This window comes from Nocardioides sambongensis, assembly GCF_006494815.1.
Classification (GTDB): Bacteria; Actinomycetota; Actinomycetes; order Propionibacteriales; family Nocardioidaceae; genus Nocardioides; species Nocardioides sambongensis.
Window position 1 is genome coordinate 1,541,989 of record NZ_CP041091.1, and the last position, 22,131, is coordinate 1,564,119.

General features: G+C 72.6%; 22 protein-coding genes and 2 pseudogenes. 10 read left to right on the forward strand and 14 right to left on the reverse strand.

The features are described from left to right. Nucleotides 1-160: 160 nt before the first annotated feature. Nucleotides 161-1,900: a 2-isopropylmalate synthase gene (gene leuA, locus FIV43_RS07205; protein ID WP_141013577.1), complete on the reverse strand. Its 1,740-nt coding sequence runs from the start codon at nucleotides 1,898-1,900 to the stop codon at nucleotides 161-163. Between the two features lie 174 nt (nucleotides 1,901-2,074). Here leuA and FIV43_RS07210 point away from each other — a divergent pair, with 174 nt between their 5' ends. Genes FIV43_RS07210 through FIV43_RS07220 form a run of 4 tightly spaced genes read left to right on the forward strand, consistent with a single transcriptional unit; the run spans nucleotide 2,075 to nucleotide 4,284 of the window. Continuing rightward, complete coding sequence (locus FIV43_RS07210) at nucleotides 2,075-2,416, forward strand: flavodoxin family protein (protein WP_231123808.1); 342 nt, start codon at nucleotides 2,075-2,077, stop codon at nucleotides 2,414-2,416. Further along, nucleotides 2,395-2,565: a hypothetical protein gene (locus tag FIV43_RS22135; protein WP_231123809.1), complete on the forward strand. Its 171-nt coding sequence runs from the start codon at nucleotides 2,395-2,397 to the stop codon at nucleotides 2,563-2,565. Before FIV43_RS07210 ends, FIV43_RS22135 begins: the two co-directional genes overlap by 22 nt. A gap of 50 nt (nucleotides 2,566-2,615) precedes the next feature. Next, nucleotides 2,616-3,434, forward strand: a complete 819-nt coding sequence (locus FIV43_RS07215) for a septum formation family protein (protein WP_141013578.1) — start codon at nucleotides 2,616-2,618, stop codon at nucleotides 3,432-3,434. Further along, nucleotides 3,427-4,284 carry a septum formation family protein gene (locus FIV43_RS07220; protein WP_141013579.1) on the forward strand — a complete coding sequence of 286 codons (858 nt, stop codon included), beginning with the start codon at nucleotides 3,427-3,429 and terminating at the stop codon, nucleotides 4,282-4,284. The genes FIV43_RS07215 and FIV43_RS07220 overlap by 8 nt, the downstream gene beginning before the upstream one ends. A 30-nt stretch (nucleotides 4,285-4,314) precedes the next feature. On the opposite strand, the gene FIV43_RS20890 is transcribed toward FIV43_RS07220, so the two are convergent. The 5 genes and pseudogenes from FIV43_RS20890 to FIV43_RS07245 form a co-directional block, all read right to left on the reverse strand. Beyond that, nucleotides 4,315-4,839, reverse strand: coding sequence for an endo alpha-1,4 polygalactosaminidase (locus FIV43_RS20890; protein WP_181407709.1), 525 nt, complete (start codon nucleotides 4,837-4,839; stop codon nucleotides 4,315-4,317). 269 nt (nucleotides 4,840-5,108) lie between these two features. Next, entirely contained in the window at nucleotides 5,109-6,197 is a 1,089-nt protein-coding gene (era, locus tag FIV43_RS07230; RefSeq protein WP_181407710.1) for a GTPase Era, read from the reverse strand. After that, a complete protein-coding gene (locus tag FIV43_RS07235; protein ID WP_141013580.1) occupies nucleotides 6,194-6,991 on the reverse strand; it encodes a siderophore-interacting protein in 798 nt (265 codons plus the stop codon). Before FIV43_RS07235 ends, era begins: the two co-directional genes overlap by 4 nt. A gap of 25 nt (nucleotides 6,992-7,016) precedes the next feature. Next, nucleotides 7,017-8,311 (reverse strand): annotated as a pseudogene (locus FIV43_RS23725) (class I SAM-dependent methyltransferase). Continuing rightward, entirely contained in the window at nucleotides 8,308-9,690 is a 1,383-nt protein-coding gene (locus tag FIV43_RS07245) for an FAD-binding oxidoreductase (protein WP_141013581.1), read from the reverse strand. Before FIV43_RS07245 ends, FIV43_RS23725 begins: the two are co-directional and overlap by 4 nt. Nucleotides 9,691-9,821: 131 nt before the next feature. On the opposite strand from FIV43_RS07245, the gene FIV43_RS07250 reads away from it, so the two are divergent. Next, a complete protein-coding gene (locus FIV43_RS07250; RefSeq protein ID WP_141013582.1) occupies nucleotides 9,822-10,883 on the forward strand; it encodes an ECF transporter S component in 1,062 nt (353 codons plus the stop codon). Here FIV43_RS07250 and FIV43_RS07255 read toward each other — a convergent pair. The 5 genes and pseudogenes from FIV43_RS07255 to FIV43_RS07275 form a co-directional block, all read right to left on the reverse strand. After that, the gene (locus tag FIV43_RS07255) at nucleotides 10,868-11,212 is read right to left on the reverse strand and encodes a cytidine deaminase (RefSeq protein ID WP_141013583.1); all 345 of its coding nucleotides are present in this window, start codon (nucleotides 11,210-11,212) and stop codon (nucleotides 10,868-10,870) included. The genes FIV43_RS07250 and FIV43_RS07255 overlap by 16 nt on opposite strands. After that, nucleotides 11,212-12,498: a hemolysin family protein gene (locus tag FIV43_RS07260; RefSeq protein ID WP_141013584.1), complete on the reverse strand. Its 1,287-nt coding sequence runs from the start codon at nucleotides 12,496-12,498 to the stop codon at nucleotides 11,212-11,214. Before FIV43_RS07260 ends, FIV43_RS07255 begins: the two co-directional genes overlap by 1 nt. 7 nt (nucleotides 12,499-12,505) lie before the next feature. Beyond that, nucleotides 12,506-12,963, reverse strand: a pseudogene (ybeY, locus tag FIV43_RS23730) (rRNA maturation RNase YbeY). After that, nucleotides 12,960-14,015, reverse strand: coding sequence for a PhoH family protein (locus tag FIV43_RS07270; RefSeq protein ID WP_141013585.1), 1,056 nt, complete (start codon nucleotides 14,013-14,015; stop codon nucleotides 12,960-12,962). Before FIV43_RS07270 ends, ybeY begins: the two are co-directional and overlap by 4 nt. 174 nt (nucleotides 14,016-14,189) lie before the next feature. Continuing rightward, nucleotides 14,190-14,537, reverse strand: a complete 348-nt coding sequence (locus FIV43_RS07275) for a histidine triad nucleotide-binding protein (protein WP_141013586.1) — start codon at nucleotides 14,535-14,537, stop codon at nucleotides 14,190-14,192. Between the two features lie 75 nt (nucleotides 14,538-14,612). On the opposite strand from FIV43_RS07275, the gene FIV43_RS07280 reads away from it, so the two are divergent. The 3 genes from FIV43_RS07280 (at nucleotide 14,613) to FIV43_RS07290 (ending at nucleotide 17,316) form a co-directional block, all read left to right on the forward strand. Further along, the gene (locus FIV43_RS07280) at nucleotides 14,613-15,242 is read left to right on the forward strand and encodes an RNA polymerase sigma factor (RefSeq protein ID WP_231123811.1); all 630 of its coding nucleotides are present in this window, start codon (nucleotides 14,613-14,615) and stop codon (nucleotides 15,240-15,242) included. A gap of 153 nt (nucleotides 15,243-15,395) precedes the next feature. After that, complete coding sequence (locus FIV43_RS07285; protein ID WP_141013587.1) at nucleotides 15,396-16,280, forward strand: Gmad2 immunoglobulin-like domain-containing protein; 885 nt, start codon at nucleotides 15,396-15,398, stop codon at nucleotides 16,278-16,280. Nucleotides 16,281-16,335: 55 nt separating this feature from the next. After that, nucleotides 16,336-17,316 (forward strand): Gmad2 immunoglobulin-like domain-containing protein, encoded by a 981-nt coding sequence (locus FIV43_RS07290; RefSeq protein ID WP_141013588.1) that lies wholly within the window; start codon nucleotides 16,336-16,338, stop codon nucleotides 17,314-17,316. A 24-nt stretch (nucleotides 17,317-17,340) separates the two neighbouring features. Here the strand turns inward: FIV43_RS07290 and FIV43_RS07295 are convergent, their stop codons facing one another. Genes FIV43_RS07295 through hrcA form a run of 3 tightly spaced genes read right to left on the reverse strand, consistent with a single transcriptional unit; the run spans nucleotide 17,341 to nucleotide 20,319 of the window. Beyond that, complete coding sequence (locus FIV43_RS07295) at nucleotides 17,341-18,084, reverse strand: 16S rRNA (uracil(1498)-N(3))-methyltransferase (RefSeq protein ID WP_141013589.1); 744 nt, start codon at nucleotides 18,082-18,084, stop codon at nucleotides 17,341-17,343. A gap of 34 nt (nucleotides 18,085-18,118) precedes the next feature. Further along, complete coding sequence (dnaJ, locus tag FIV43_RS07300; protein WP_141013590.1) at nucleotides 18,119-19,285, reverse strand: molecular chaperone DnaJ; 1,167 nt, start codon at nucleotides 19,283-19,285, stop codon at nucleotides 18,119-18,121. A gap of 17 nt (nucleotides 19,286-19,302) precedes the next feature. After that, a complete protein-coding gene (hrcA, locus tag FIV43_RS07305; RefSeq protein WP_141013591.1) occupies nucleotides 19,303-20,319 on the reverse strand; it encodes a heat-inducible transcriptional repressor HrcA in 1,017 nt (338 codons plus the stop codon). A 168-nt stretch (nucleotides 20,320-20,487) separates the two neighbouring features. On the opposite strand from hrcA, the gene FIV43_RS07310 reads away from it, so the two are divergent. Both FIV43_RS07310 and FIV43_RS07315 read left to right on the forward strand, forming a co-directional pair. Then, complete coding sequence (locus FIV43_RS07310; protein ID WP_141013592.1) at nucleotides 20,488-21,225, forward strand: hypothetical protein; 738 nt, start codon at nucleotides 20,488-20,490, stop codon at nucleotides 21,223-21,225. Nucleotides 21,226-21,256: 31 nt separating this feature from the next. Further along, a complete protein-coding gene (locus tag FIV43_RS07315; protein WP_141013593.1) occupies nucleotides 21,257-22,102 on the forward strand; it encodes an MBL fold metallo-hydrolase in 846 nt (281 codons plus the stop codon). The last annotated feature ends 29 nt before the right edge of the window (nucleotides 22,103-22,131 follow it).

Genomic DNA, 22,131 nt, shown 5'->3' on the forward strand with positions numbered 1-22,131 from the left:
CGACCCAGGAGTCGCCGGCGCCGTACTCGGTGAACTCGATGCGGTCCCGGCCCGGGGCGTGGTCCAGAAGAACTGCCCCACCTGCTCCGAGGCCAGGATCCGCTCCGCCATCTGGTGCTCCGTCTCGTCCGTGTCGGTTTCGTCGGGATCGTCGGGGCGCTCAGCCCACCGGGATGGTGACCGCCTGCGCCCGGTTGGCCGCGCACACCACCGCCCGCAACGAGGCGGTGACGATGTTGTGGTGGACGCCGATCCCCCAGACGATCTCACCGGCGATCTCGCACTCGACGTAGGCGGCCGCCACCGCGTCGCCGCCGGAGGAGAGCGCGTGCTCGGCGTAGTCGAGCACCCGGATGTCGGCGCCGGCCTGCCCCATCCCGTCGACGAAGGCGGCCACCGGGCCGTTGCCCAGCCCGGTGAAGCTGCGCTCCTCGCCGCGGACGACGAGGTCGACCTCCTGCCGGTCGTCGCCCTCCTCGTCCGTGGTCGAGGTGAAGCTCACCAGGCTGTACGGCGCCTCCCGCTCCAGGTACTCGGCGCGGAAGATGTCCCAGATCTTCTCCGGCGTGACCTCGCCGCCCTCGGTGTCCGTGTGCTGCTGGATCACCCGGCTGAACTCGATCTGTGCCCGGCGGGGCAGGTCGAGGCTGTGCTCGGCCTTCAGCACGTAGGCGACGCCGCCCTTGCCGGACTGGCTGTTCACCCGGATCACGGCCTCGTAGGTGCGGCCGACGTCCTTCGGGTCGATCGGCAGGTACGGCGCGTCCCAGGGGATCTCGGAGACCGGACGCTGCTGCTCGGCGGCGATCCGGTCGAGGTCCTCCAGGCCCTTCTTGATGGCGTCCTGGTGGGAGCCGGAGAAGGCGGTGTAGACCAGGTCGCCGGCGTAGGGGTGGCGCGGGTGGACCGGCAGCTGCGTGCAGTACTCGACGGTGCGGCGGACCTCGTCGATGCCCTGCCCGCCGAGCGCGAAGTCGATCTGCGGGTCGATCCCCTGGCTGAACAGGTTCATGCCCAGGGTGACCAGGTCCACGTTGCCGGTGCGCTCGCCGTGACCGAAGAGGCAGCCCTCGACCCGGTCGGCGCCGGCCATCAGGGCGAGCTCGGTGGCGGCGACCGCGGTGCCCCGGTCGTTGTGCGGGTGCAGCGAGATCGCGGAGTGCTCGCGCCGGGTCAGGCCGCGGGCGAAGTACTCGATCTGGTCGGCGTAGGTGTTCGGGGTGGACATCTCCACCGTGGCCGGAAGGTTCAGGATGATCTCCCGGCCGGCCTCGGGCTGCCAGATGTCGGAGACCCGCTCGCAGACCTCGAGGGCGAAGTCGGTCGGGGTCTGGGTGAAGATCTCCGGGCTGTACTGGTAGCCGAAGTCGGTGCCGGCCAGCATCTGGTCGGCGTACTTCACCACCCACTCGGTGCCGCGGGTGGCGATCGCGATGCACTCGGCCTCGGTCACCCCGAAGACGACGCGGCGGAAGAGCGGGGCGGTGGCGTTGTAGAGGTGCACGGTCGCCTGGTCGGCCCCGATCAACGACTCCACCGTGCGCTCGATCAGGTCCTCACGGGCCTGGGTCAGCACCGAGATCCGCACGTCGTCGGGGATCCGGTCACCCTCGATCAGCTGGCGCACGAAGTCGAAGTCGGTCTGGCTCGCGGACGGGAACCCGACCTCGATCTCCTTGTAGCCCATGGTGACCAGCAGGTCGAACATCTTCATCTTGCGGGCCGGGCTCATCGGGTCGATCAACGCCTGGTTGCCGTCGCGCAGATCGGTGGAGAGCCAGCGCGGCGCGCGGGTGATCCGCTGGTCCGGCCAGGTGCGGTCCGGCACGGTGACGGGCTCGAAGGCGGTGTAGCGCTCGAACGGCATGCCGCTCGGCTGCTGGGAAGGGATGGTGGTCATGAGTTCCTCGGCTGCTTCCTCGACGATGCTCGTCGATTCGTGAAGGTGGGCGCCGGGCACGCGACTCACTCCGCAGCGAGGGGTCCGGCGGTCAGACCTCGCTGCGGCCGCTAAGGAGGAGCGTGCGCATCATGACGGCAGCCACTCTAGCGCACCTGCGCCTAGCCTGGAGTCATGGCTCGGCTCCTGGTGGTCCACCACTCGCCCACCCGCTCCCTGCGGACGTTGACCGACGCGGTCGTCGCCGGCGCCGGCGACGAGGCGATCGAGGGGGTCGAGGTGGTGGTGCGGCCCGCGCTCGAGGCGACCGCCGAGGACGTGCTGGCCGCGGACGGCTACCTGCTCGGCACCAGCGCGAACTTCGGCTACATGAGCGGCGCGCTCAAGCACTTCTTCGACTCCACCTTCCTGGCCGTTGGGGCGCCCTTGACGACTCCGGCAGCGCAGGCGGCGACAGCGGCGGGGAGACCTCCGGGCGGCCGTACGGGCTCTGGGTGCACGGTCGCTACGACCTGACCGGAGCGGTGCGCGCGGTCACCTCGATCGTCGGCGCCCTCGGCTGGCGGAAGTCCTACGACGTCCTCGAGGTGCTCGGCCCCGTCGACGAAGCCGCCGAGCAGGGCGCCTACGAGCTGGGCGCTACGATCGCGGCACTGCTGGCGTGACGGAGCGCGTCCGACCGGCACGGGCGACGACGAGGACCGAGGAGGGTCGGATGGGCCTGCCGCGACGCGCGGTGATGGGGGTGGTCGCGGCACTGACGGTGGCGCTCACCGGCTGCAGTCAGCAGCCGCAGGGCAGCGACGTGGACCCCGACCAGGTGGACGCGGTCAGCGCACCCGAGAACGGGGTCTGCCGCAACCTGGATCCGGCCGACGTCGAGATGCCCGCGAACGCCACCGAGGTGGTGGACTGCGGTCAGCCGCACACCGCCGAGACGTTCGCCGTCGACGAGCTGCCCGCCGAGTTCGACGACAGCGAGTACACCTCGAAGGACCTCAGCTCGTTCGCCTACCGGGCCTGCACGGACGCCTTCATGGAGCACATGAAGGCCGACGAGAGCACCGTGCTGCGGACCATCCTGACCTGGGCGTGGTTCCGGCCCTCGGAGAAGGCCTGGGACGAGGGCGCCCGCTGGTATCGGTGCGACGTCGTCGGCGGGCGCATCGAGCACCAGGGCGAGTCCGACGAGTACCGCCCGCTGCCGGAGACGACGGCGGGCCTGCTCGCCGGGCGGCCCGAGGACCGGTGGATGACCTGCGCCGCCGGGCCGTCGGTCGCCGAGGGGACCAAGGTCGCCTGCAACCAGCGCCACGACTGGCGCGCAGTGACCACGATCAAGCTCGGCGAGCCCGACGACCCCTACCCCGGCGACGAGGTGGCCGAGTCCCGGACCCGCTCCTACTGCCAGAAGTCCGTGGAGGCCTGGCTCAACTACCCCTCGGTCTTCGACTTCGGCTACACCTACTTCCACGAGGCCGAGTGGGACGCCGGCAACCGCCGGTCGGTGTGCTGGGCGCAGACCGATGAGTGACGCCGCCGGCCGACCGGAACGCCCGCGGACGACCGTGGCGATCCTCACCCTGCTGGCCGGGCTGCTGCTCGTCGCGACCGGGTGCAGCGGGGACGACGAGCCGGGCGACGAGCCGGAGTCGAGCCCGGCCGTCTCCCCGTCCGCGGCTCCCGCCCCGCCGGCCGCTCCCGAGCGGGGCGACTGCTATCGACTCCGGTTCCGTGCCGCGGTCGCACCCACGTCCGAGGCGGCGGCGCGGGACTGCGCGAAGGCGCACACCTCGGAGACCTACGCCGTCGGTGAGCTGGACACCGTGGTCGACGGACACCTGCTGGCCGTGGACTCCGCTGCGGTGCAGGACCAGGTCGCCGGGACCTGCCCGACCGGCCTCGGCGACTTCGTCGGGGGCACCGAGGACGACCTCCGGCTGAGCATGATCCGCCCGGTCTGGTTCACCCCGTCCGTGGAGGCATCGGACCTGGGCGCGGACTGGTACCGCTGCGACGCGGTCGTGGTCAACGGCTCCTCCTCGCTGGTCGCCACCACCGGCAGCCTCGCCGGGATCCTGGACCGCGACGACGATCGCGAGGCGGTCGCGATGTGCGGCACCGCCGCGCCGGACGACCAGCAGTTCACCCGGGTGCCCTGCTCGGAGGAGCACACCTGGCGGGCGATCTCGGTGGTCACCTTCCCCGGCGGGGACTACCCCGGCGAGGCGGCCGCGCGCGACCGGGGCGCCGCGCCCTGCGAGGACGCCGCCAACCAGCAGGCCGCGGACCCGCTGGACTTCGAGTGGGGCTACGAGTGGCCCACCGCGGAGCAGTGGGAGGCCGGTCAGACCTTCGGCCGCTGCTGGGCGCCGACGGGCTGAGCCTCCGGGACGCGCGACCCGCGGCCGGTCTCAGCAGAAGCGGCGGCGGCCGTCGGGGGCGAGGGCACGGTCGCGCAGCACCACCGGCCACTGCTCACCATGGGTCCGGCAGGTACGACGGAAGCCGTTGCGCCGGTATTCCACGGCGACCACCTGGTCGCCGTACACCTCCGCGTAGGCGGCGCACTCGCGCCACTGGCCGCACTCCTCGCTGACCGCGAAGTCGTAGCCCACGGTGGTGCCGTCGAAGCCCGCCAGGTTCTTCTGCCCCGCCGGAAGACCCGCGTCGTGGGCGTCGGCGACGATCAGCCGCGCGAAGGCGCGGGCGTGACTGCGCCGCAGCAGGCCCCGGCTGCGGGTGAAGGAGTCGAGGTTGTCGAACTCCACGGCCGCGAACCCGTCGGCGGCGCACCGGTCGGTCCAGCGCTCGACGACGGCGGCCAGCCGGGCACGCTTGCGCGGTGTGCGCAGGTCGAGCAGCCACTCCCCCAGGCGGAGTCCACCACCGGACGTCCGTCCCGCTTCAGCACCAGTGCCCAGTGGTGTCGGCGCCACCACCGCCTCGCCTGGGGCTGGGTCTGGAAGGCATTGACGTAGCAGATGTTGAAGAGGCCCTGCGCCGGCGTCGCCCGTCGGTCGCGCACCATGACCCCACCCCGGCGGGCACGCTCCGCTCACCGCCGAGCTGGTAGTCGACGTCGGTGTCGGCCGGGAGAGTCGGCAGCTCCGCGGTCCCGGCGGCCGGGCCGGCGCCGAGTGCCGGCGGGCCGAGCAGCAGGAGCGCCACGGCGATGGCGCCGAGCAGGCTCCGCGGCGCCCCACGCTCAGAAGCCGAGCCGCCGGAGCTGACGCGGGTCGCGCTGCCAGTCCTTGGCGATCTTGACGTGCAGGTCCAGGTAGACCGGCGTGCCGAGCAGCGCCTCGATCTGCTGCCGGGCGACGGTGCCGACCTGGCGCAGCCGCGCGCCCTTGCGGCCGATCACGATCCCCTTCTGGGAGTCGCGTTCGACGTAGAGGTTGGCGTGGATGTCGAGCAGCGGCTTGTCGTCCGGCCGCCCCTCGCGCAACCCCATCTCCTCGACCACCACCGCGATCGAGTGCGGCAGCTCGTCGCGGACGCCGTCCAGCGCGGCCTCCCGGATCAGCTCGGCTGCCAGCACCTCCTCGGGCGCGTCGGTGAGGTCGCCGTCGGGGTAGAGGGGTGGTCCTTCGGGCATCAGCCCGACGAGGATCTCGCCGAGCAGGTCGATCTGGTCGCCGCCGACGGAGGAGACCGGCACGATCTCGGCCCACTCGGTGCCGGTGGTCCGGCCCAGCTCGGCGATGTCGAGCAGGTGCTCGGCGATCCGCTCCGGCGTGGCCAGGTCGGTCTTGGTCGCCACCGCGATCTTGGTGGTACGACGCACCTTGGCCAGCTCGTTGACCAGGAAGGTGTCCCCGGGGCCGATCTTCTCGTCGGAGGGGAAGCAGACGGCGACCACGTCGACCTCGGACCAGGTGGTCCTGACCAGGTCGTTGAGCCGCTCGCCGAGCAGCGTGCGGGGTCGGTGCAGCCCGGGGGTGTCGACCAGCACCAGCTGGCCGTCGGCGCGGTGCACGATGCCGCGCACCACGGTCCGAGTGGTCTGCGGCTTGTCCGAGGTGATCACGATCTTCTGCCCGACCAGCGCGTTGGTCAGGGTGGACTTGCCGACGTTGGGGCGGCCGACGAAGCAGGCGAAGCCGCTGCGGTAGCCCTCCGGCAGGTCCAGGTCGCCGAAGACCGGTGTGGCCGGCGCCGGCAGCGCGCCGAAGTCCTCGTCGAAGTCGTCCTCGTCGGTGTCGTCGAGGTCGTCCTCCTGGGCGTCCTCGTCGAGCTCCTCGATCTGCTCGTCGACCGGGTCCTGCTCGTCGTTCTCCTGCGGACCGCTCATGATCCTGCCTCCGTCCGAGCCTGGTCGTAGTCGGCCCAGATCTCCTCGTCGCTCTTGCCGGCGGCCTTGCCGGCCCGCCAGATCGGCCCGGGGTCCACCGCGCGCGGCTGGCGCTCCTTGACCGCCCGCCAGTAGCCCATCACGTCGTAGTGGGTGCTGGGCATCCGTCGTACCCGCATCAGGTGCTTGCGGATCGCCCGCATCTGGGCGGACTCGCCGGCCATCCAGAAGTAGCCGGTGCCCTCAGGCCAGTCCAGGTCCTCGACGACCTCCGCGAGCCGTGACCCGGTCTGCCCCGGCGCACCCCAGGTCACCCGCGCCGCGGCGGGCAGGTACGACCCGAGCTCCTCGGGCAGGTCCGGCACCTCGGCGTACACGTGCACCGGCAGGTCCGGGTGGGTCTCCGCGATCCGGGCCATCGCGGGCAGCGCGGTGAGGTCGCCGACCAGCAGCAGCCAGGCGGCGTCGTCGGGCTCGAGGAACGACCCCTTGGGCTCGGTGATGGTGACCTGCTGGCCGACCGGGTCGCCGGAGGCGCCCAGCGCCCACTCGGTCACCAGGCCGACCGGGTGCACGACCACGTCCAGCACCAGCCGGCCGTCGGCGAACGAGCGGACCGTGTAGTACCGCGACTGGAACTGGCCGGGCACCACCAGTCCGACCCACTCGTCGGGGATGCCGGTCGAGGCGAAGCCCGCCAGGCCGGGCCCACCCAGGGTGAGCCGGATCAGGTGCGGGCTGACCTGCTCCCGCCCCAGTACGTCGGCGGTGTACTGCGCTGCCCGGACACTCACCGGCCCAGGCTAGCGGGCACCGGCCTCAGACCCCGAAGTCGTGGCGCAGCGGGTAGCCGCTGCGCCCCTCGACGGTGCGGGTGGCGAGGACGTGGTGCAGCTGGATCTCGTTGCGCTCGAACGCGATCCGCGACCCGGCCATGTAGAGGCCCCAGACCCGCGCCGTGGCCTCGCCGGTCTCGGCCACACAGGCGTCCCAGTTCTCCACGAGGTTGCGGCTCCACCCGGCCAGCGTCCTGGCGTAGTGCACCCGGATGTTCTCGTGGTGCTGCACCTCCAGGCCGGCGTCCTCGATCGCGCGCACGATCGTCCCCGAGCCGGTGAGCTCACCGTCGGGGAAGACGTAGCGGTCGATGAACGCCCCGGCGCTGGCCTTGCGCGGGTTGTCGTGGCGGGTGATGCAGTGGTTGAGGATCCGCCCCTCGGGCTTGACCTTGTCCCGCATGAACCCGAAGTACGCCGGGTAGTTGGCCACGCCGATGTGCTCGGTGAGGCCGATCGAGCTGATCGCGTCGAAGTCGCCCTCGGTCACGTCCCGGTAGTCGGAGAACCGCACCTCGGCGACGTCGTCGAGGCCCTGGCGCTTGATCTCCTCGCCCGCCCAGGTCGCCTGCTCCCGGGAGAGGGTGACCCCAGCGCGCGGACCCCGTAGTGCGCGGCGGCGTGCCGGACCATCCCGCCCCAGCCGCAGCCCAGGTCGAGCAACCGGTCGCCGGGCCCGAGGCCCAGCTTCTGGCAGATCAGGTCGTACTTGTGCTCCTGCGCCTGCTCCAAGGTGGCGTCCGCGGTCGGGTAGAGCGCGCAGGTGTAGGTCATCGACGGCCCGAGCACGTGCTCGTAGAAGGTGTTGGAGACGTCGTAGTGGTGGTGGATCGCGTCCGCGTCCCGCTCCTGGGAGTGGCGACCCCAGGTCGCGAAGGAGCGCAGGCCCTCCAGGCGGTGCCGCCACCCGGGCAGGTGCTCCTGGGGCGGCGGGGGCGGCGGCAGCAGGTGGCTGACCCCCAGCTCGCGCACGATGCGGACCAGCTCGGCCGGACCCGGGAGCCCGAAGTCGGTGTGGTCCTTGAGCAGCGAGAACGCCGCGTAGGGGTCGCCCGGGTGGGCGCCGTGCAGGACCAGGTCGCCGCTCACGTAGGCGCGGGCCAGCCCGAGGTCGCCCGGAGCGCTGAGGATGTAGGACAGACCTCGCTCGTTGACCAGCTCCACGCGGTACGGACCGTCCGGCGGACCGGCCTCGCTACCGTCGTACGCACTGATTCCCAGAGGAATGCCGCCGGGGAAGAGGGACGCGATCGCCGGAGCGATCCCACCTGTGGTCATCGACGCTGCACCGCCTTGTCGTAGAGGTTGGTCAATCGGTCGTCGGGGTCGTAGCGGCGCTTCACCGCCGTCAGGTTCTCGGTGTTGTAGAGGGTCGCGAACGTGGACTCGTCGTAGAAGGCCTCGGAATAGAGCGACTTGTGCCCGCCCAGGGCGTGGACGCGCTCCTCGATGGCGCGGTTGACCGGCGCCTCGGTCGCCTCCGGCCCGACGTGGACCGTGCCCCAGAAGCCGGCGTTCACGTACAGCCGGCCGGGCTCGAGCGGGTACGTCGCCCACGGCCGACCCGAGACCAGGGGGCACAACCACACCGGGCGCATCCCGACGGCCTCGTCGAACCAGTCCAGGAACTCCCCGATCCGCTCGGCCGGCACCTCGATGTCCTGCACCACGCGCTCGCGCAGCGGCCGGCCCGCCCGTCGGTCGAGCCGGTCGGCGATGGAGAAGCGGCGGTCCAGGCCGAGCAGTCGCATGTAGACGTCGGAGCGCCGCCAGCGGCGCGGCCAGGCACGCCGGATCAGCGGGTGCTGCGCGCCGAAGGCGCCGGAGCACCAGAACCAGTCGGTGTCCCAGCGCCAGAGGTAGTCGTAGACGGTCAGCAGGTCCTGCTCGCGTTCCTGCACCGAGCGGAAGTAGATCTGCTGCCCGGTGTAGTCGCTGGGCCCGTCGAGGCCCGGGACGACGCCCGGGTCGTCGGTCCACCGCGCCAAGGTCAGGTAGTACTCCCCCGGTGCGAACGCCACGCCGTCCATGCCCTGCACCGGGCGGCCGTCGTACTCCCCGGTCTCGGTGACCTCCGCCATCGTCTTGGCGAGCAGCGCCGCGTCGTCGAAGCGGACGTGGCGCAGCGCCACGTACGCCGGCACCGGCTCCAGCCGGATCCGCAGCCTGGTGGCGTAGCCCAGGGAGCCGTAGGAGTTCGGGAAGGCGTCGAACAGGTCGTCGCCGGGCCGGGTCGTGACGACCTCCCCCGCGCCGGTGAACACGTCCATCTCCAGGACCGACTCGTGCGGGAGGCCGTTGCGGAAGCAGGTGGACTCGATGCCCAGTCCGGTGACGGCACCGCCCAGGGTGATCGTCCGCAGCTGCGGCACCACCAGCGGGATCAGACCGTGCGGGAGCGTGGCGTCCACCAGGTCCTCGTAGGTGCACATTCCCTGCACCTCGGCGACCGGCCCGTCCGGACCGTCCCGCTCGACCGAGAGCACCCCGTCGAGTCCGGAGACGTCCAGACCCGGGGAGCTGACCGCGCTGCGGGCACGGAACAGGTTCGTCGTCCGCTTGGCCAGCCGGACGGGTCTGCCGGCCTCGATGGCGTCGTAGGAGGCTGCGAGCCGAGCCACGGCCCGCCGGTGCTGCTCCGGAGCGCGGAGGGTCATGCGGAACAATCTACTCCGGATCGGCGACAGCGAGGTTTCACCCCCGTGACGCGCCCCGGCGCGGCGCGGCGACCCGAGGAAGTTCTCCGATCCTCGCGCCGGACGGCCGGTTCCGGGGATACCGTCCGCGGGTGGATGCGCAGCACAGCGGGGACGGCCGGGGGCGGGCGGTCGAGACCTTCGACGACATCGCCGCCGATCTGGCCCGCCTGCGCGCGCAGGCCGGCAGCCCCTCCTACTCCGAGCTGGTACGTCGCGTCAGCGCGCTGCGGGTCGACCGCGGGCTGACCCCGGAGGCCGCGCGCCCCGGCCGCAGCACGGTCTACGACGCGTTCCGGTCCGGCCGCCGACGCCTCGACGCCACCCTGGTCCGCGACCTGGCGCTCGCCCTCGGCACCGACCCGGCGGCCGCGGAGCGCTGGCTGCAGCGCTGCCGGGAAGCGGTGCCCGCCCCGGCCGGCACGCCGTCCGCGGAGGTCCGGCCCGAAACCCAGCCCGGACGCCAGCCCGAGGCCCAGCCCGAAACCCAGCCCGAGACCCAGCGCACGCCCGTGGTCGACGTCGTCGACGTCGCCGACGTGACACCCGCCGCCGGGCGCCGCCGCCGGGTGCTCGGCCTGCTCGCCGCATGCCTGGCGGTGAACCTGCTCGGCACGGTGATGGTCAGCGAGTTCTCGATGACGCTCTACCTGGACATGGTGGGCACCGCGGTCGCGGCGATCGTGCTCGGCCCCTGGTGGGGCGTCGGTGTCGGCGTCGGCACCAACCTGCTGGGCGTCGCCGTCAACGGTCCCGCATCGATCCCGTTCGCCGCGGTCCAGGTCGTCGGCGCGCTGCTGTGGGGCTACGGGGTGCGCCGGTTCGGGATGGGTCGCAGCATGTTGCGGTTCCTCGGCCTCAACCTGCTGGTCGCGGTCGCCTGCACGACGGTCGCCGTGCCGATCCTGCTGCTCGTCTTCGGCGGCTCGACCGGACACGGCTCGGACGGCGTGGTCGCCGCCCTCCAGGCGCACACCGGCCAGATGGCCTCGGCCGTGCTGTCGTCGAACATGCTGACCTCGACCTCGGACAAGCTGATCAGCGGGTTCGTCGCGCTGACCGTGCTCGACGTGGTGGGCTCACGCCACCCGGGGTGGTACCGGAGCGCGCCGCGGCCGGTCCAATGGACCGTGCGGGCTCAGATCCTGCGCTGAACGGCGATGGAGCCGCGCGGGTCGCCCACGTGCACCAGCACGCCGTCCGCGCCGCCGAACTCGCCGAGCACCGCGGCGTCGCCGTCGGCCAGGGTCCCGGAGTCGCCGAGCACCACGCAGGCGTCCACCCCCGAGGAGCCGGACGCCACCGCCATCGCGACCACGGCCTGCACGGCGGTCAGGCCGAGCGAGGGCAGCGCCACCGAGGCCGCGGCATAGGTGCGTCCGTCGGTGTCGCGGACCGCGGCACCCTCGGCGGCACCGATCCGCACGCGCGTCGCGCGGGCGAGGGTGACGAGCTTCTTGTCCTCGGTGGTCAGGTCGCTCATCACTCGTCCTCGGTCTCGTCGGTCTCGGTGCGGCTGATCAGCAGGGTGCCGATCTGGTTGCGTCGGCCCGAGGTCTGCTCGGCCTCGAAGCGTAGGCCGTGCGCCTCCACCACCGAGCCGGGGATCGGCACCCGGCCGAGGTGCTTGGCCATCAGCCCGCCGACGGAGTCGACGTCCTCCTCCTCGATGTCGGCGCCGAAGAGCTCGTCCAGGTCGTCGACCGGATAGCGCGAGGAGACCCGGTAGACGTCCGTGGCCAGCTCCTCCACCTCGATCTCGGCGGCGTCGTACTCGTCGGTGATCTCGCCGACGATCTCCTCGAGCAGGTCCTCGATGGTGATCAGGCCGGCGGTGCCGCCGTACTCGTCGACGACGGCGGCCACGTGCTGGCGCCGGGCCTGCATCTCCCGGAGCAGCGCGTCGACGGGCTTGGACTCCGGCACCCAGTGCACGGGCCGCATGATCTCCTCGACCCGCAGCACGGTCTCGACCTCGGGCTGCTCGAAGTCGCGGCGGACCACGTCCTTGAGGTAGACGAAGCCGCGGATGTCGTCGAGGTTCTCACCGATCACCGGGATCCGGGAGAAGCCGGAGCGCAGGAACAGCGAGAGCGTCTGCCGCAGGTTCTTGTAGTGCTCGATGAAGACCACGTCGCCGCGCGGCACCATCACCTCGCGGACGGTGGTGTCGCCGAGCTCGAAGACCGAGTGGATCATCCGGCGCTCCTCGGCCTCGATCAGCTCCGACGCCTCGGCGATGTCGACCATCTCGCGCAGCTCGGTCTCCGACGAGAACGGCCCCTCGCGGAAGCCCTTGCCGGGCGTGATCGCGTTGCCGACCGCGATCAGCAGGCGCGGGATCGGCCCGAGCACCGAGGTGAGCGCCGACAGCGGCCACGCCGAGGCCAGCGCCACCGTCTCCGGGTGCTGGCGGCCCAGGGTGCGCGGTGCGACCCCGATCGCGACGAAGGAGACCACCAGCATCACGCCGATCGCGACGGCGAGGCTCTGCCACCACCCGTCGACCTCCTCGGAGACGAAGAGGGTGACCAGGACGATCGCCGAGACCTCGCTGAGCAGCTCCAGCAGGAGCGCGGTGTTCAGGTGCCGGGGGGCGTCGTCGAGCACCGCGACCAGGCGACGGGCGCCGGCCCGCCCCTCCTGGGCCAGCTCCAGGGCGCGCGCCCGGGAGAAGGACGCGATCGCGGCGTCGGCGGCGGTGAAGAGGCCGGCCAGGACCACCAGGAGCGCAGCCGTGACCAGCTGCCAGATATCCCCGCTGCTCATCGGCGGTTCAGTCGCGCGGCTGCGATCGCCACTCGGCGAGCAGCTGGTCCTGGAGGCCGAACATCTCCTGGTGCTCCTCCGGCTCGGCGTGGTCGTAGCCGAGGAGGTGCAGGATGCCGTGCACGGTGAGCAGCTCCAGCTCGGCGAGCGTGCCGTGTCCGGCCTCCGCCCCTGCCGCTCGGCGACGCTCGGGCAGAGGATCAGGTCGCCGAGCACACCCTCCTCGGGGTCCTCGTTGACCTTGCCCGGACGCAGCTCGTCCATCGGGAAGGCGAGCACGTCGGTCGGCCCCTCCTTCTCCATCCACTTCTCGTTGAGCTCGGCGATGGTGTCCTCGTCGACGGCCTTGACGCAGAGCTCGGCGAGCGGGTGCACCCGCATCCGGTCCATCACGAACCGGGACAGGGCGGAGAAGTGGCGGACGTCGATCCCGCTGCCGGACTCGTCGAGGATCTCGATGGTCACTGGTCGCTCACCTGCCCCTGCGCGTCCTTCGTCCGCACGACCGAGGCGCGCCGTGCCTCCTGGCGCGCGTCGAAGTCGTCGTAGGCGGCGACGATCCGCCCCACCAGCTTGTGCCGGACCACGTCGTGGCTGGTGAGCCGCACGAAGGCGAGGTCCTCGACCCCGTCCAGGATGCCCTCGACCACCCGCAGCCCGGAGTTGGTCCCGGTGGGCAGGTCCACCTGCGTGACGTCGCCGGTCACCACGATCTTGGAGCCGAACCCGAGCCGGGTCAGGAACATCTTCATCTGCTCCGGCGTCGTGTTCTGGGCCTCGTCGAGCACGATGAAGGAGTCGTTGAGGCTGCGACCGCGCAGATAGGCCAGCGGGGCGACCTCGATGGTGCCGGCGGCCAGCAGCTTGGGGATCGACTCGGGGTCGATCATGTCGTGCAGCGCGTCGTAGAGCGGCCGCAGGTAGGGGTCGATCTTCTCGCTGAGCGTCCCGGGCAGGAAGCCCAGCTTCTCCCCGGCCTCGACCGCGGGCCGGGAGAGGATGATCCGGTTGACCTGCTTGGCCTGCAGCGCCTGCACGGCCTTGGCCATCGCCAGGTAGGTCTTGCCGGTGCCGGCCGGACCGATCCCGAAGGTGATGGTGTGCTGGTCGATCGTCTCCACGTAGCGCTTCTGGTTCAGCGTCTTGGGCCGGATCGAGCGCCCGCGGTTGGAGAGGATGTTGAGGCTGAGCACGTCCGCCGGCCGCTCGTCGGCGCCGCCGTCCTCGCGGCGCAGCATGCCCGCGACGCGCTCGACCGTCTCCACGTTGAGGCCCTGACCGGTGCGCAGGATGGCGACGAGCTCGTCCAGCAGCCGCTCGGCGAGGGCGACCTCGGTGGGCTCGCCGGCGAGCGTGACCCGGTTGCCACGGACGTGGACACTCACCGAGAAGCTGCGCTCCAACAGACCGAGGTGCTCGTCCCCGGGCCCGAACAGGCTCACCATGTCGATGCTGTTCGGTACGACGACGGTGTGGCGGGAGCCGTTGACGTGGGAAGGGGCGTGTTGGTTCGTCATCCGGTCAATCTGTGAGTGGCGGCGGCACGGTGCACCCGTGTCCGTGGACTCCTCCATGCTACGGCCCGGGGCCCGATCGCGCCCACCGAGAATGCGCCGCGGTCAGGCTCGGGCCGGCGCGAGGCCCGGCGTGAGCTGGGTCCGCCGTTGATCACGGCACAGCATCGAGGTGGCTCAGCCGGGCGGCCAGGTCTGCCCGCGGCCCGCCAGCACGTGCAGGTGGGCGTGGAACACGGTCTGCCCGGCATCCGCGCCGGTGTTGAAGACGAGTCGGTAGTCGTCGTACCCCTCGGCGGCGGCGACGGCCTTGGCCGCGGTGACCAGCTCGGCGGTGGCGACGGGATCGGCCTCGGCGAGTGCGGCGGCGTTGGGGAGATGCTCGCGGGGCACCACCAGCACGTGGAGGGGCGCCTGGGGGTTGATGTCCCGGAAGGCCACGGTGCGCTCGGTGCGGTGCACCACGTCGCCGGGGATCTCCCCGGTCACGATCTTGCAGAACAGGCAGTCGGTGTCAGCAGTCACACCTCCAGCCTCCCAGATACCCGATCCACCGGCCACGCGTGTCAACCGACGGCGCCGGGCGGGCGTCCAACTAGCGTGAGCACCGATGCCGCGCTGTCCCTCTCCCCTGCCCCGGGCACACACCGGGCCCGGGCGGCGAGCCCGTGGACCGCGCCCGCCGGGTCCGGCGCGACGATGACCGGTGACCGGCGGAGCGCCGACGAGGCGATCGAGCGGCTCTACCTGGACCACTGGGACCAGCTGGTCCGCGTCTCGTACCTGATGGTCCGCGACCTGGGCCGCGCCGAGGAGATCGTGCAGGACTCGCTGGTCGCCCTGCACCAGCGCTGGGACCGGCTCGAGGACCACGCCCACGCGGTCGCCTACCTGCGCCAGTCGGTGATGAACCGGTCGCGCTCCGCGCTGCGGCACCGGTCGGTGGTGCAGCGGTTCCTCGAGCGGCAGAGCACGCCGACGACGGCGCCCTCGGCCGAGGTGCCGCTGCTGGTCGCCGACCGCCGTCGCCGGGTCCTGGACGCGCTCGACCGGCTGCCGCGCCGGCAGCGCGAGGTGCTCACCCTGCGCTACTACCTCGAGCTCTCCGAGGCCGAGATCGCCGCGACGCTCGGGATCAGCAAGGGGGCGGTCAAGAGCCACGCCTCGCGTGGCTCCGCAGCGCTGCGGACCGTCCTGCAGACCATCGACGCCGACCTGAGGGAGGAGTGACATGGCCACCTCCGACGACGACCGACCGACTCCCGAGGACCGGGAGCTGCGCGCCGCCCTCCTCGATGCCGTCGCCGACGTCACCCCGCGTGACCGTCTCGGCGAGGTACGTCGCCGCACCGCCGCACCCCGGACCCGGCCCGCGCGCCGGCGGTGGCTGCCGGTGGTCGCCGGCGCCGGCGCGCTGACCGCGGCCGTGGTGGCGCTGGGCGTCGCGCTCGGCGACCTGGGCACACCGGCCGATCCCCCGCCGCCGGCAGCGACGGTGGCGACCGGGAGGCGACGACGTCCGCCGAGGCCGTCTACTTCGTCGCCGACAGCGCCACCGGCGACCGGCTGTACCGCGAGTTCGCGACGGTGCCCGCGACCGGCGGGTCCGAGGCGGTCCTGGGGGCGCTGCGCGCGATCACCGCCGAGGAGGGCCCGGCGGACCCGGACTACCGGACGTTGTGGCCGGCCGACTCGTTCTCGACCGCCGTGGTCGCCGACGACGAGGTGGTCGTCGAGATCGGCGAGGCCGCGCTGGCCAGACCCAGCGGAGCGACCGCGCAGCAGGCCCGTCTCGGGCTGCAGCAGGCCGTCTACACCGCGGAGGCCGCGCTGGGACGCGCGGTCCCGGTGCGCTTCGAGCACGGGGGCGTGAGCGCCGGGTCGGTGCTCGGTGTCGCCGCGCCCGCACCGGTGGAGCGGGATCGGCGCTACAGCGTCACGACACCGGTGAACGTCAGCGACCCCGTCCAGGGGCAGGCGGTCCGCGGGAGCTTCAGCGCCACCGGCACCGTCGCCACCTACATCCAGCAGGTCCGGTGGCGGCTCAGCGACGCCGACGGACGGATCGTCCGACGTGGCCGGGCCACCAAGGTGCTGGCCGGCGGCGCCGGCGGCACGCCGAGCGCACCGGGTTGGTCCACCGAGCCGATCGATGTGTCCACACTGGGCTCGGGCACCTACCGGTTCGTGGCCGAGGTGCGCGACGACGGGGAGACCACCTCGGTGCGCGCACGCTTCCGCGACGACCGCGACGTGATCGTTCCCTGACCACCGCCGGCGTCGCCGGCACCGACCCACCGCCCGACCACCAAGGAGTGTTCCGATGCGCCCCCACCGTTCCGTCAGCCAGCACCTGCGCCGCACCGTGCCGGGGCTCGCTGCTGCCGTCCTCGCCCTCGGCGCGCTCAGTGCCTGTGGTGACGACAGCGAGAACGCGGACGACCCGGCGACGTCGCCCGCCGCCGAGTCCAGTCCCACCGAGGAGACGACCACGGCGGACGCGACCACCCCGGCGGCGACCGAGACCGCCGGGACCGAGGACACCACCGACCGGGCCGCGGGCGACCAGATCGCCTCCCCGTTCTTCGTCGGTCGCACCCCGCAGGGTCAGCGGCTCTACCGCGAGCTGATCACCGAGGCATCCCTGGACGGCGCGGTGACGGCCCTGATGGACGGGCCGACCGACCCCGACTACCGCACGTTGGTGCCCACGGACAGCCTGGCCGGCGCCTCGTTCGACGGCGTGGGCAAGAAGGGCACCTTCACCGTCGAGCTCGCCGACGGGTCCTGGACCGACCGGCCCGGCGACATGACCGCGGCCCAGGCCCGGCTCGCCGTCCAGCAGTTGGTCTGGACCCTGCAGACCGTGCAGGAGGGGGACTCCTACGACCCCACGCAGCGCACCGCGGCGCCGGTGGACTTCGTGGTCGACGGAGAACGGGTGGACTACCTCGGTGTGCCGAGCGGGGCCACGGCGCGGCCGGAGCTGCGGATCCTCGCGTCGGTCAACATCATCGGCGGCGTGGACGCACCGGTCTCGGGGCGGGGCTTCGAGGTGACCGGGATGGCCAGCTCGTTCGAGGCCAACGTGCCGTGGCGGCTGGTCACCGCGGGCGGCGCGGTGGTGGTCCGGTCCAACGCCACGGCCGAGGGGTGGATGGGCGGCCTCTACCCGTGGACGGCACCGATCGACCTGAGCGGGGTCGCTCCGGGCGAGTACACGTTGATCGCCAGCACCGACGACCCCTCCGGCGGCGAGGGCGGCGGCCCGACCGAGGACAGCAAGGCGATCACCGTCGAGTGAGCCGGGTCGCCGGGGCGCGCTGCGTCAGCCGCCCCAGCGACCGGTGCGGGCCAGCAGCGCGGCGACCGCGGCCACGCCGGCAGTGGAGGTGCGCAGCACCTCGGCTCCGAGCCGCACCGGCACGGCCCCGGCGGCGCTGAACGCGGCGATCTCGGGGTCCGTCAGCCCACCCTCGGGGCCGACCACCACGAGCGCCTCCCCCTGCGCCGGGACCTCGACCGCGGCGAGCGGTGCTGTCGCGTCCTCGTGCAGCACGACGGCCGGGCCCGCGGCGGCGATCAGCCCGGCCACCAGGTCCGTGCTCGCCAGCGGCTCGACCACCGGGTGCCACGCGCGCCGCGACTGCTTCGCGGCCTCGCGCGCGGTCGCGGCCCACTTCGCCTGCGACTTGACGGCGCGCTCGCCCTTCCACACCGCGACGCTGCGGGCCGCCGCCCACGGCACGATCCGAGCCACCCCGATCTCGGTCAGCACCTCGACCGCCAGCTCGCCCCGCTCGCCCTTCGGGAGGGCCTGGACGACGGTGATCCTCGGGGTCGGCTCCGGATGGTCGACGATGCCGGTCACCGTCACCGCGAACGAGCGCTTCGCCGTCCGCGCCACCTCGCCGGTCGCGACCCGCCCCACACCGTCGCAGAGCTGGACCCGCTCGCCCACCCGCAGACGTCGTACGACGACGGCGTGGTGCGCCTCGTCGCCGTCGATCTCGATCTCGCCACCGACGGTGGCGCTCGCGAGGTCGGGCACCAGGTGCTGCGGGAGGGTCACCCGAGGCTCCGATCCTGACGCGGCCCGGTGGGCCTCAGTGGCTGAACGCGTCGCGCAGGCGGCCGAAGACCGACTTGTGGGCCGGTCGCACGTCCCCGGTGGGCTGCTCCTCGTCGCGCAACCCGGCGAGCTCGCGGAGCAGCTCCTCCTGACGGTCGTCGAGGCGGGTCGGGGTCTCCACGCCCACGGTCACCACCAGGTCGCCGCGCCCGCCCCGCAGACCCGGGACTCCGCGGCCGCGCAGCACGACCTCGTGCCCGGACTGGGTCCCGGCGGGGATGTCGAGCTGGAACTCGGTCTCCACCCCGGAGCCGGCGCCCTGCTCGATGTCCGCCTCGAGCGTGGGCAGGGTCAGCTCGGTGCCCAGCGCCGCCGCGGTCATCGGCACGGTGACCGTGCAGTGCAGGTCGTTGCCGTGCCGGGTGAAGGTGTCGTGCGGAGCGACGTGGATCTCGACGTAGAGGTCGCCTGCGGGTCCTCCGCCCGGCCCCACCTCGCCCTGCTCGGTGAGCTGGACCCGGGTGCCGGTGTCCACACCGGCGGGGATCTTCACGGTCAGCGTGCGACGCGAGCGGACCCGGCCGTCGCCGGAGCAGTCGCGGCACGGGTCGGCGATCACCGAGCCGTATCCACGGCACGACGGGCAGGGCCGCAGGGTGCGCACCTCACCGAGGAAAGAGCGCTGCACGTGCGCGATCTCACCGCTCCCGTGGCAGGTCTCGCAGCCGACCGGCTCGGTGCCCGGCGCCGCTCCCTCGCCCCCGCACGTGGTGCAGCGGACCGCGGTGTCCACCTTGAGCTCGCGCGCGACGCCGAAGGCGGCCTCGGCGAGGTCGACCTCCAGACGGATCAGCGCGTCCTGGCCGCGGCGTACCCGGGATCGGGGTCCCCGTCCGCCGGCGCCGCCGCCGGCGGCACCGCCGAAGAACGCGTCCATGATGTCGGTGAACGAGAAGCCGGCGCCCTGGCCGCCGCCGAAACCACCGCTGAACGGGTCTCCGCCGCGGTCGTAGGCAGCACGCTTCTGCGGGTCGGAGAGCACCTCGTAGGCCGCGGAGACCTGCTTGAAGCGCTCCTGGCTCTCGGGGTCGGGGTTGACGTCGGGGTGCAGCTGGCGGGCCAGCTTGCGGTACGCCTTCTTCAGGGTGTCGGCGTCGGCGTCACGGTCGACGCCGAGGAGCTCGTAGAGGTCCTGGGACACGGTCGGGAATCAGCCTTTCAGCTCTCGTCGAGGATGCGCGAGACATAGCGCGCGACGGCGCGGACCGCCGCCATCGTGTTCGGGTAGTCCATCCGGGTGGGGCCGACCACACCGAGGGAGGCCAGTCCGTCGCCGGGGCCGTAGCCGGTGGCGACCACACTGGTCGCGGCGAGCTCCTGGAAGGGCCCCTCGGCGCCGATCCGCACGGTGAGGGCTCCGCCGGAGTTCGCCTCGCCGAGCAGCTTGAGCAGGATGACCTGCTCCTCCAGCGCCTCCAGCAGCGGGCGGATCGCGGTGTCGAAGCTGTCGCCGAAGCGGGCCAGGTTGGCGGTGCCGCCGACCACGATCCGCTCGTCGGAGCGGTGGTCGCTCATCGCCTCCACCAGTGCGGCGACCACGGCGGTCGTCGCGGGATCGGCCGGCTCCGCGGCGTCGGCGAGGTCGCCCAGCGCCGTGATCGCCTCCCCGATCGTCTCGCCGGTGGCGGCGAGGTTGATCCGGGAGCGCAGGCGGGTGAGCCCCTCGTCGCCGATCTCCTCCACCAGCTCGACCAGGCGCTGCTCGACGCGGCCGGTGGAGAGGATCAGCACGGTCAGCAGCCGGGTCGGCGTCATCGCCACGATCTCCACGTGCCGGACCGTCGAGCGGGACAGCACCGGATACTGCACGACCGCCACCTGCCGGGTGAGCTGGGCGAGCAGCCGCACCGAGCGGTTGATCACGTCGTCGAGGTCGACGGCCCCGTCCAGCAGCGCCGAGATCGCCCGGCGCTCGGCCGTGCTCATCGGGCGCACCGTGGTGAGCCGGTCCACGAAGAGCCGGTAGCCCTTGTCGGTGGGCACCCGGCCGGCACTGGTGTGCGGCTGGGTCAGGTATCCCTCGTCCTCCAGCGCGGCCATGTCGTTGCGGATCGTGGCGGGCGAGACGTTGAGGCCGTGCCGCTCGACGAGCGCCTTGGATCCCACCGGCTCCTCGGTGGCCACGTAGTCCTCCACGATGGCCCGGAGCACAGCGAGCCTGCGGTCCTCCTGCATGCCCACCTCCCGCGTTCGCGTTGGCACTCCGCCCGACTGAGTGCCAAGTCTAGCGCCGCGTCCACCAGCCGCCACGTCGGCGGCGCCGGTCCACCCAGCGGGACGGGCGTTTGGGTGACCCCGGCCCGGTCTGTAGGTTAGGCTCACCTAAACCAATCGGAGGTAACGGTGACTGTCGAGCAGAACGCGACCCGAGTCGACGCCGACCGCCTGGCGGCCGCAGCACGCAGCATCCTCGCGTGCCCCGCCGAGGTCCAGCTGGTGGTGGACGGCGTCGACGACATCACCGCCGGCATCGACGACGCCGACCGCGCCGTCCTCACCATGGAGGACGCCGAGGGCCGGCCGGTCTTCGCCTGCCCGACCGGGTCCGCCCTCGCGATGGCCGGCATGGAGGGCCGCAGCGCACTGCTCACCGTCGCCAGCGGCCTCGGCCGGCCCGGCGCCGCCTCCCGGACCGCCAGCCTCACCCTGTCCGGCCGGCTGGAGACCACCGGCCAGGAGACCTGCGGCTGCTGCGAGGAGGTGCAGGCGGTGGTCACCCTGCACGTCAACTTCGTGCTCCTCTCCCGCGACGACGCCCCGGGCAGCCAGTTCCGGGTCCCGCTGCCGGCCTTCGACTCCCCGGCGCACACGCTCAACCGCGGCTACCTCCAGCGCTCGGTCGAGCACACCAACTCCTCGCACCAGGACGAGCTGCGCCGCGCCGTCGCGACCATGTCCGACACCCGGCTGGCCGACGTGATCGGCGTCGCCCTGCGCGACCTCGACCCGGCCGGCGTCGACCTCGAGTGGGTCGACACGAACGGCGCGCACCGCCGGCGCATCGACTTCCCCGAGCGCGCGGCCTCGCCGTACGAGCTCGGCGAGATGCTCCGCGACGGTCTGCACGCCGGTCTGTGCTAGCAGGTGCGGCCGGCGCGGTAGCGTCGTCGAGGTGAGCTTCACCGAGATCGCCGACCGGGTCTGGGTGCTGCGACACCCCTGGCTCGACCTGAACGTCACCGCGATCGGTGGCGAGCGCGGCCTGGTGGTGGTCGACACCCACGGGTCCGGCGTCGCCGCCCTCGAGGTGGTCGACGCCCTGCGCACGCTCGACCGCGGCGGGCCGGTCGCCGTGGTGAACACCCATGAGCACTTCGACCACACCTTCGGCAACGCCACCTTCATCGAGCAGTACGGCGAGCTCCCGGTGCACGCCCACGAGGTCGCCGCCGAACGGACCGTCGCGGCCGGCGAGCGGATCCAGGCGCTCTACCGCGACTCCACGGACCCGCGGGGCGCGGAGGTCGTCGCCACCAGCATCCGGCCCGCCGACCGGACCTTCTCCAGCGCCGCGGTGCTCGATCTGGGCGACCGGCAGGTCGAGCTGGTCCACCCGGGCCGGGGCCACACCGCCGGCGACCTGGTCGTCCGCATCCCCGACGTGGACGTGCTGCTCGCCGGCGACCTGGTCGAGGAGTCCGCCCCACCGGCGTACGGCGCCGACTCCTGGCCCCTGGACTGGCCGTTGACGCTGGACCTGCTGCTCGGACTGACCACGCCGGCGTCGGTGGTGGTTCCGGGACACGGCGCGGTGGTGGACACCGCATTCGTCGAGGAGCAGCGCGGCGACCTCGGCACCGTCGCCGAGACGATCCGCGACCTGGCTTCACGCGGAGTGCCGCAGGACGAGGCCCTCGCCGCGGCGTCCTGGCCGCTGCCCACCGAGGCGCTCGGGCAGGCCATCGCCCGCGGCTACGAGCAGCTGCCGCGCTCACAGCGGCGCCTGCCGCTGGTGTAGCGCCGACCGTTTCACCACCCGCCGAGCGA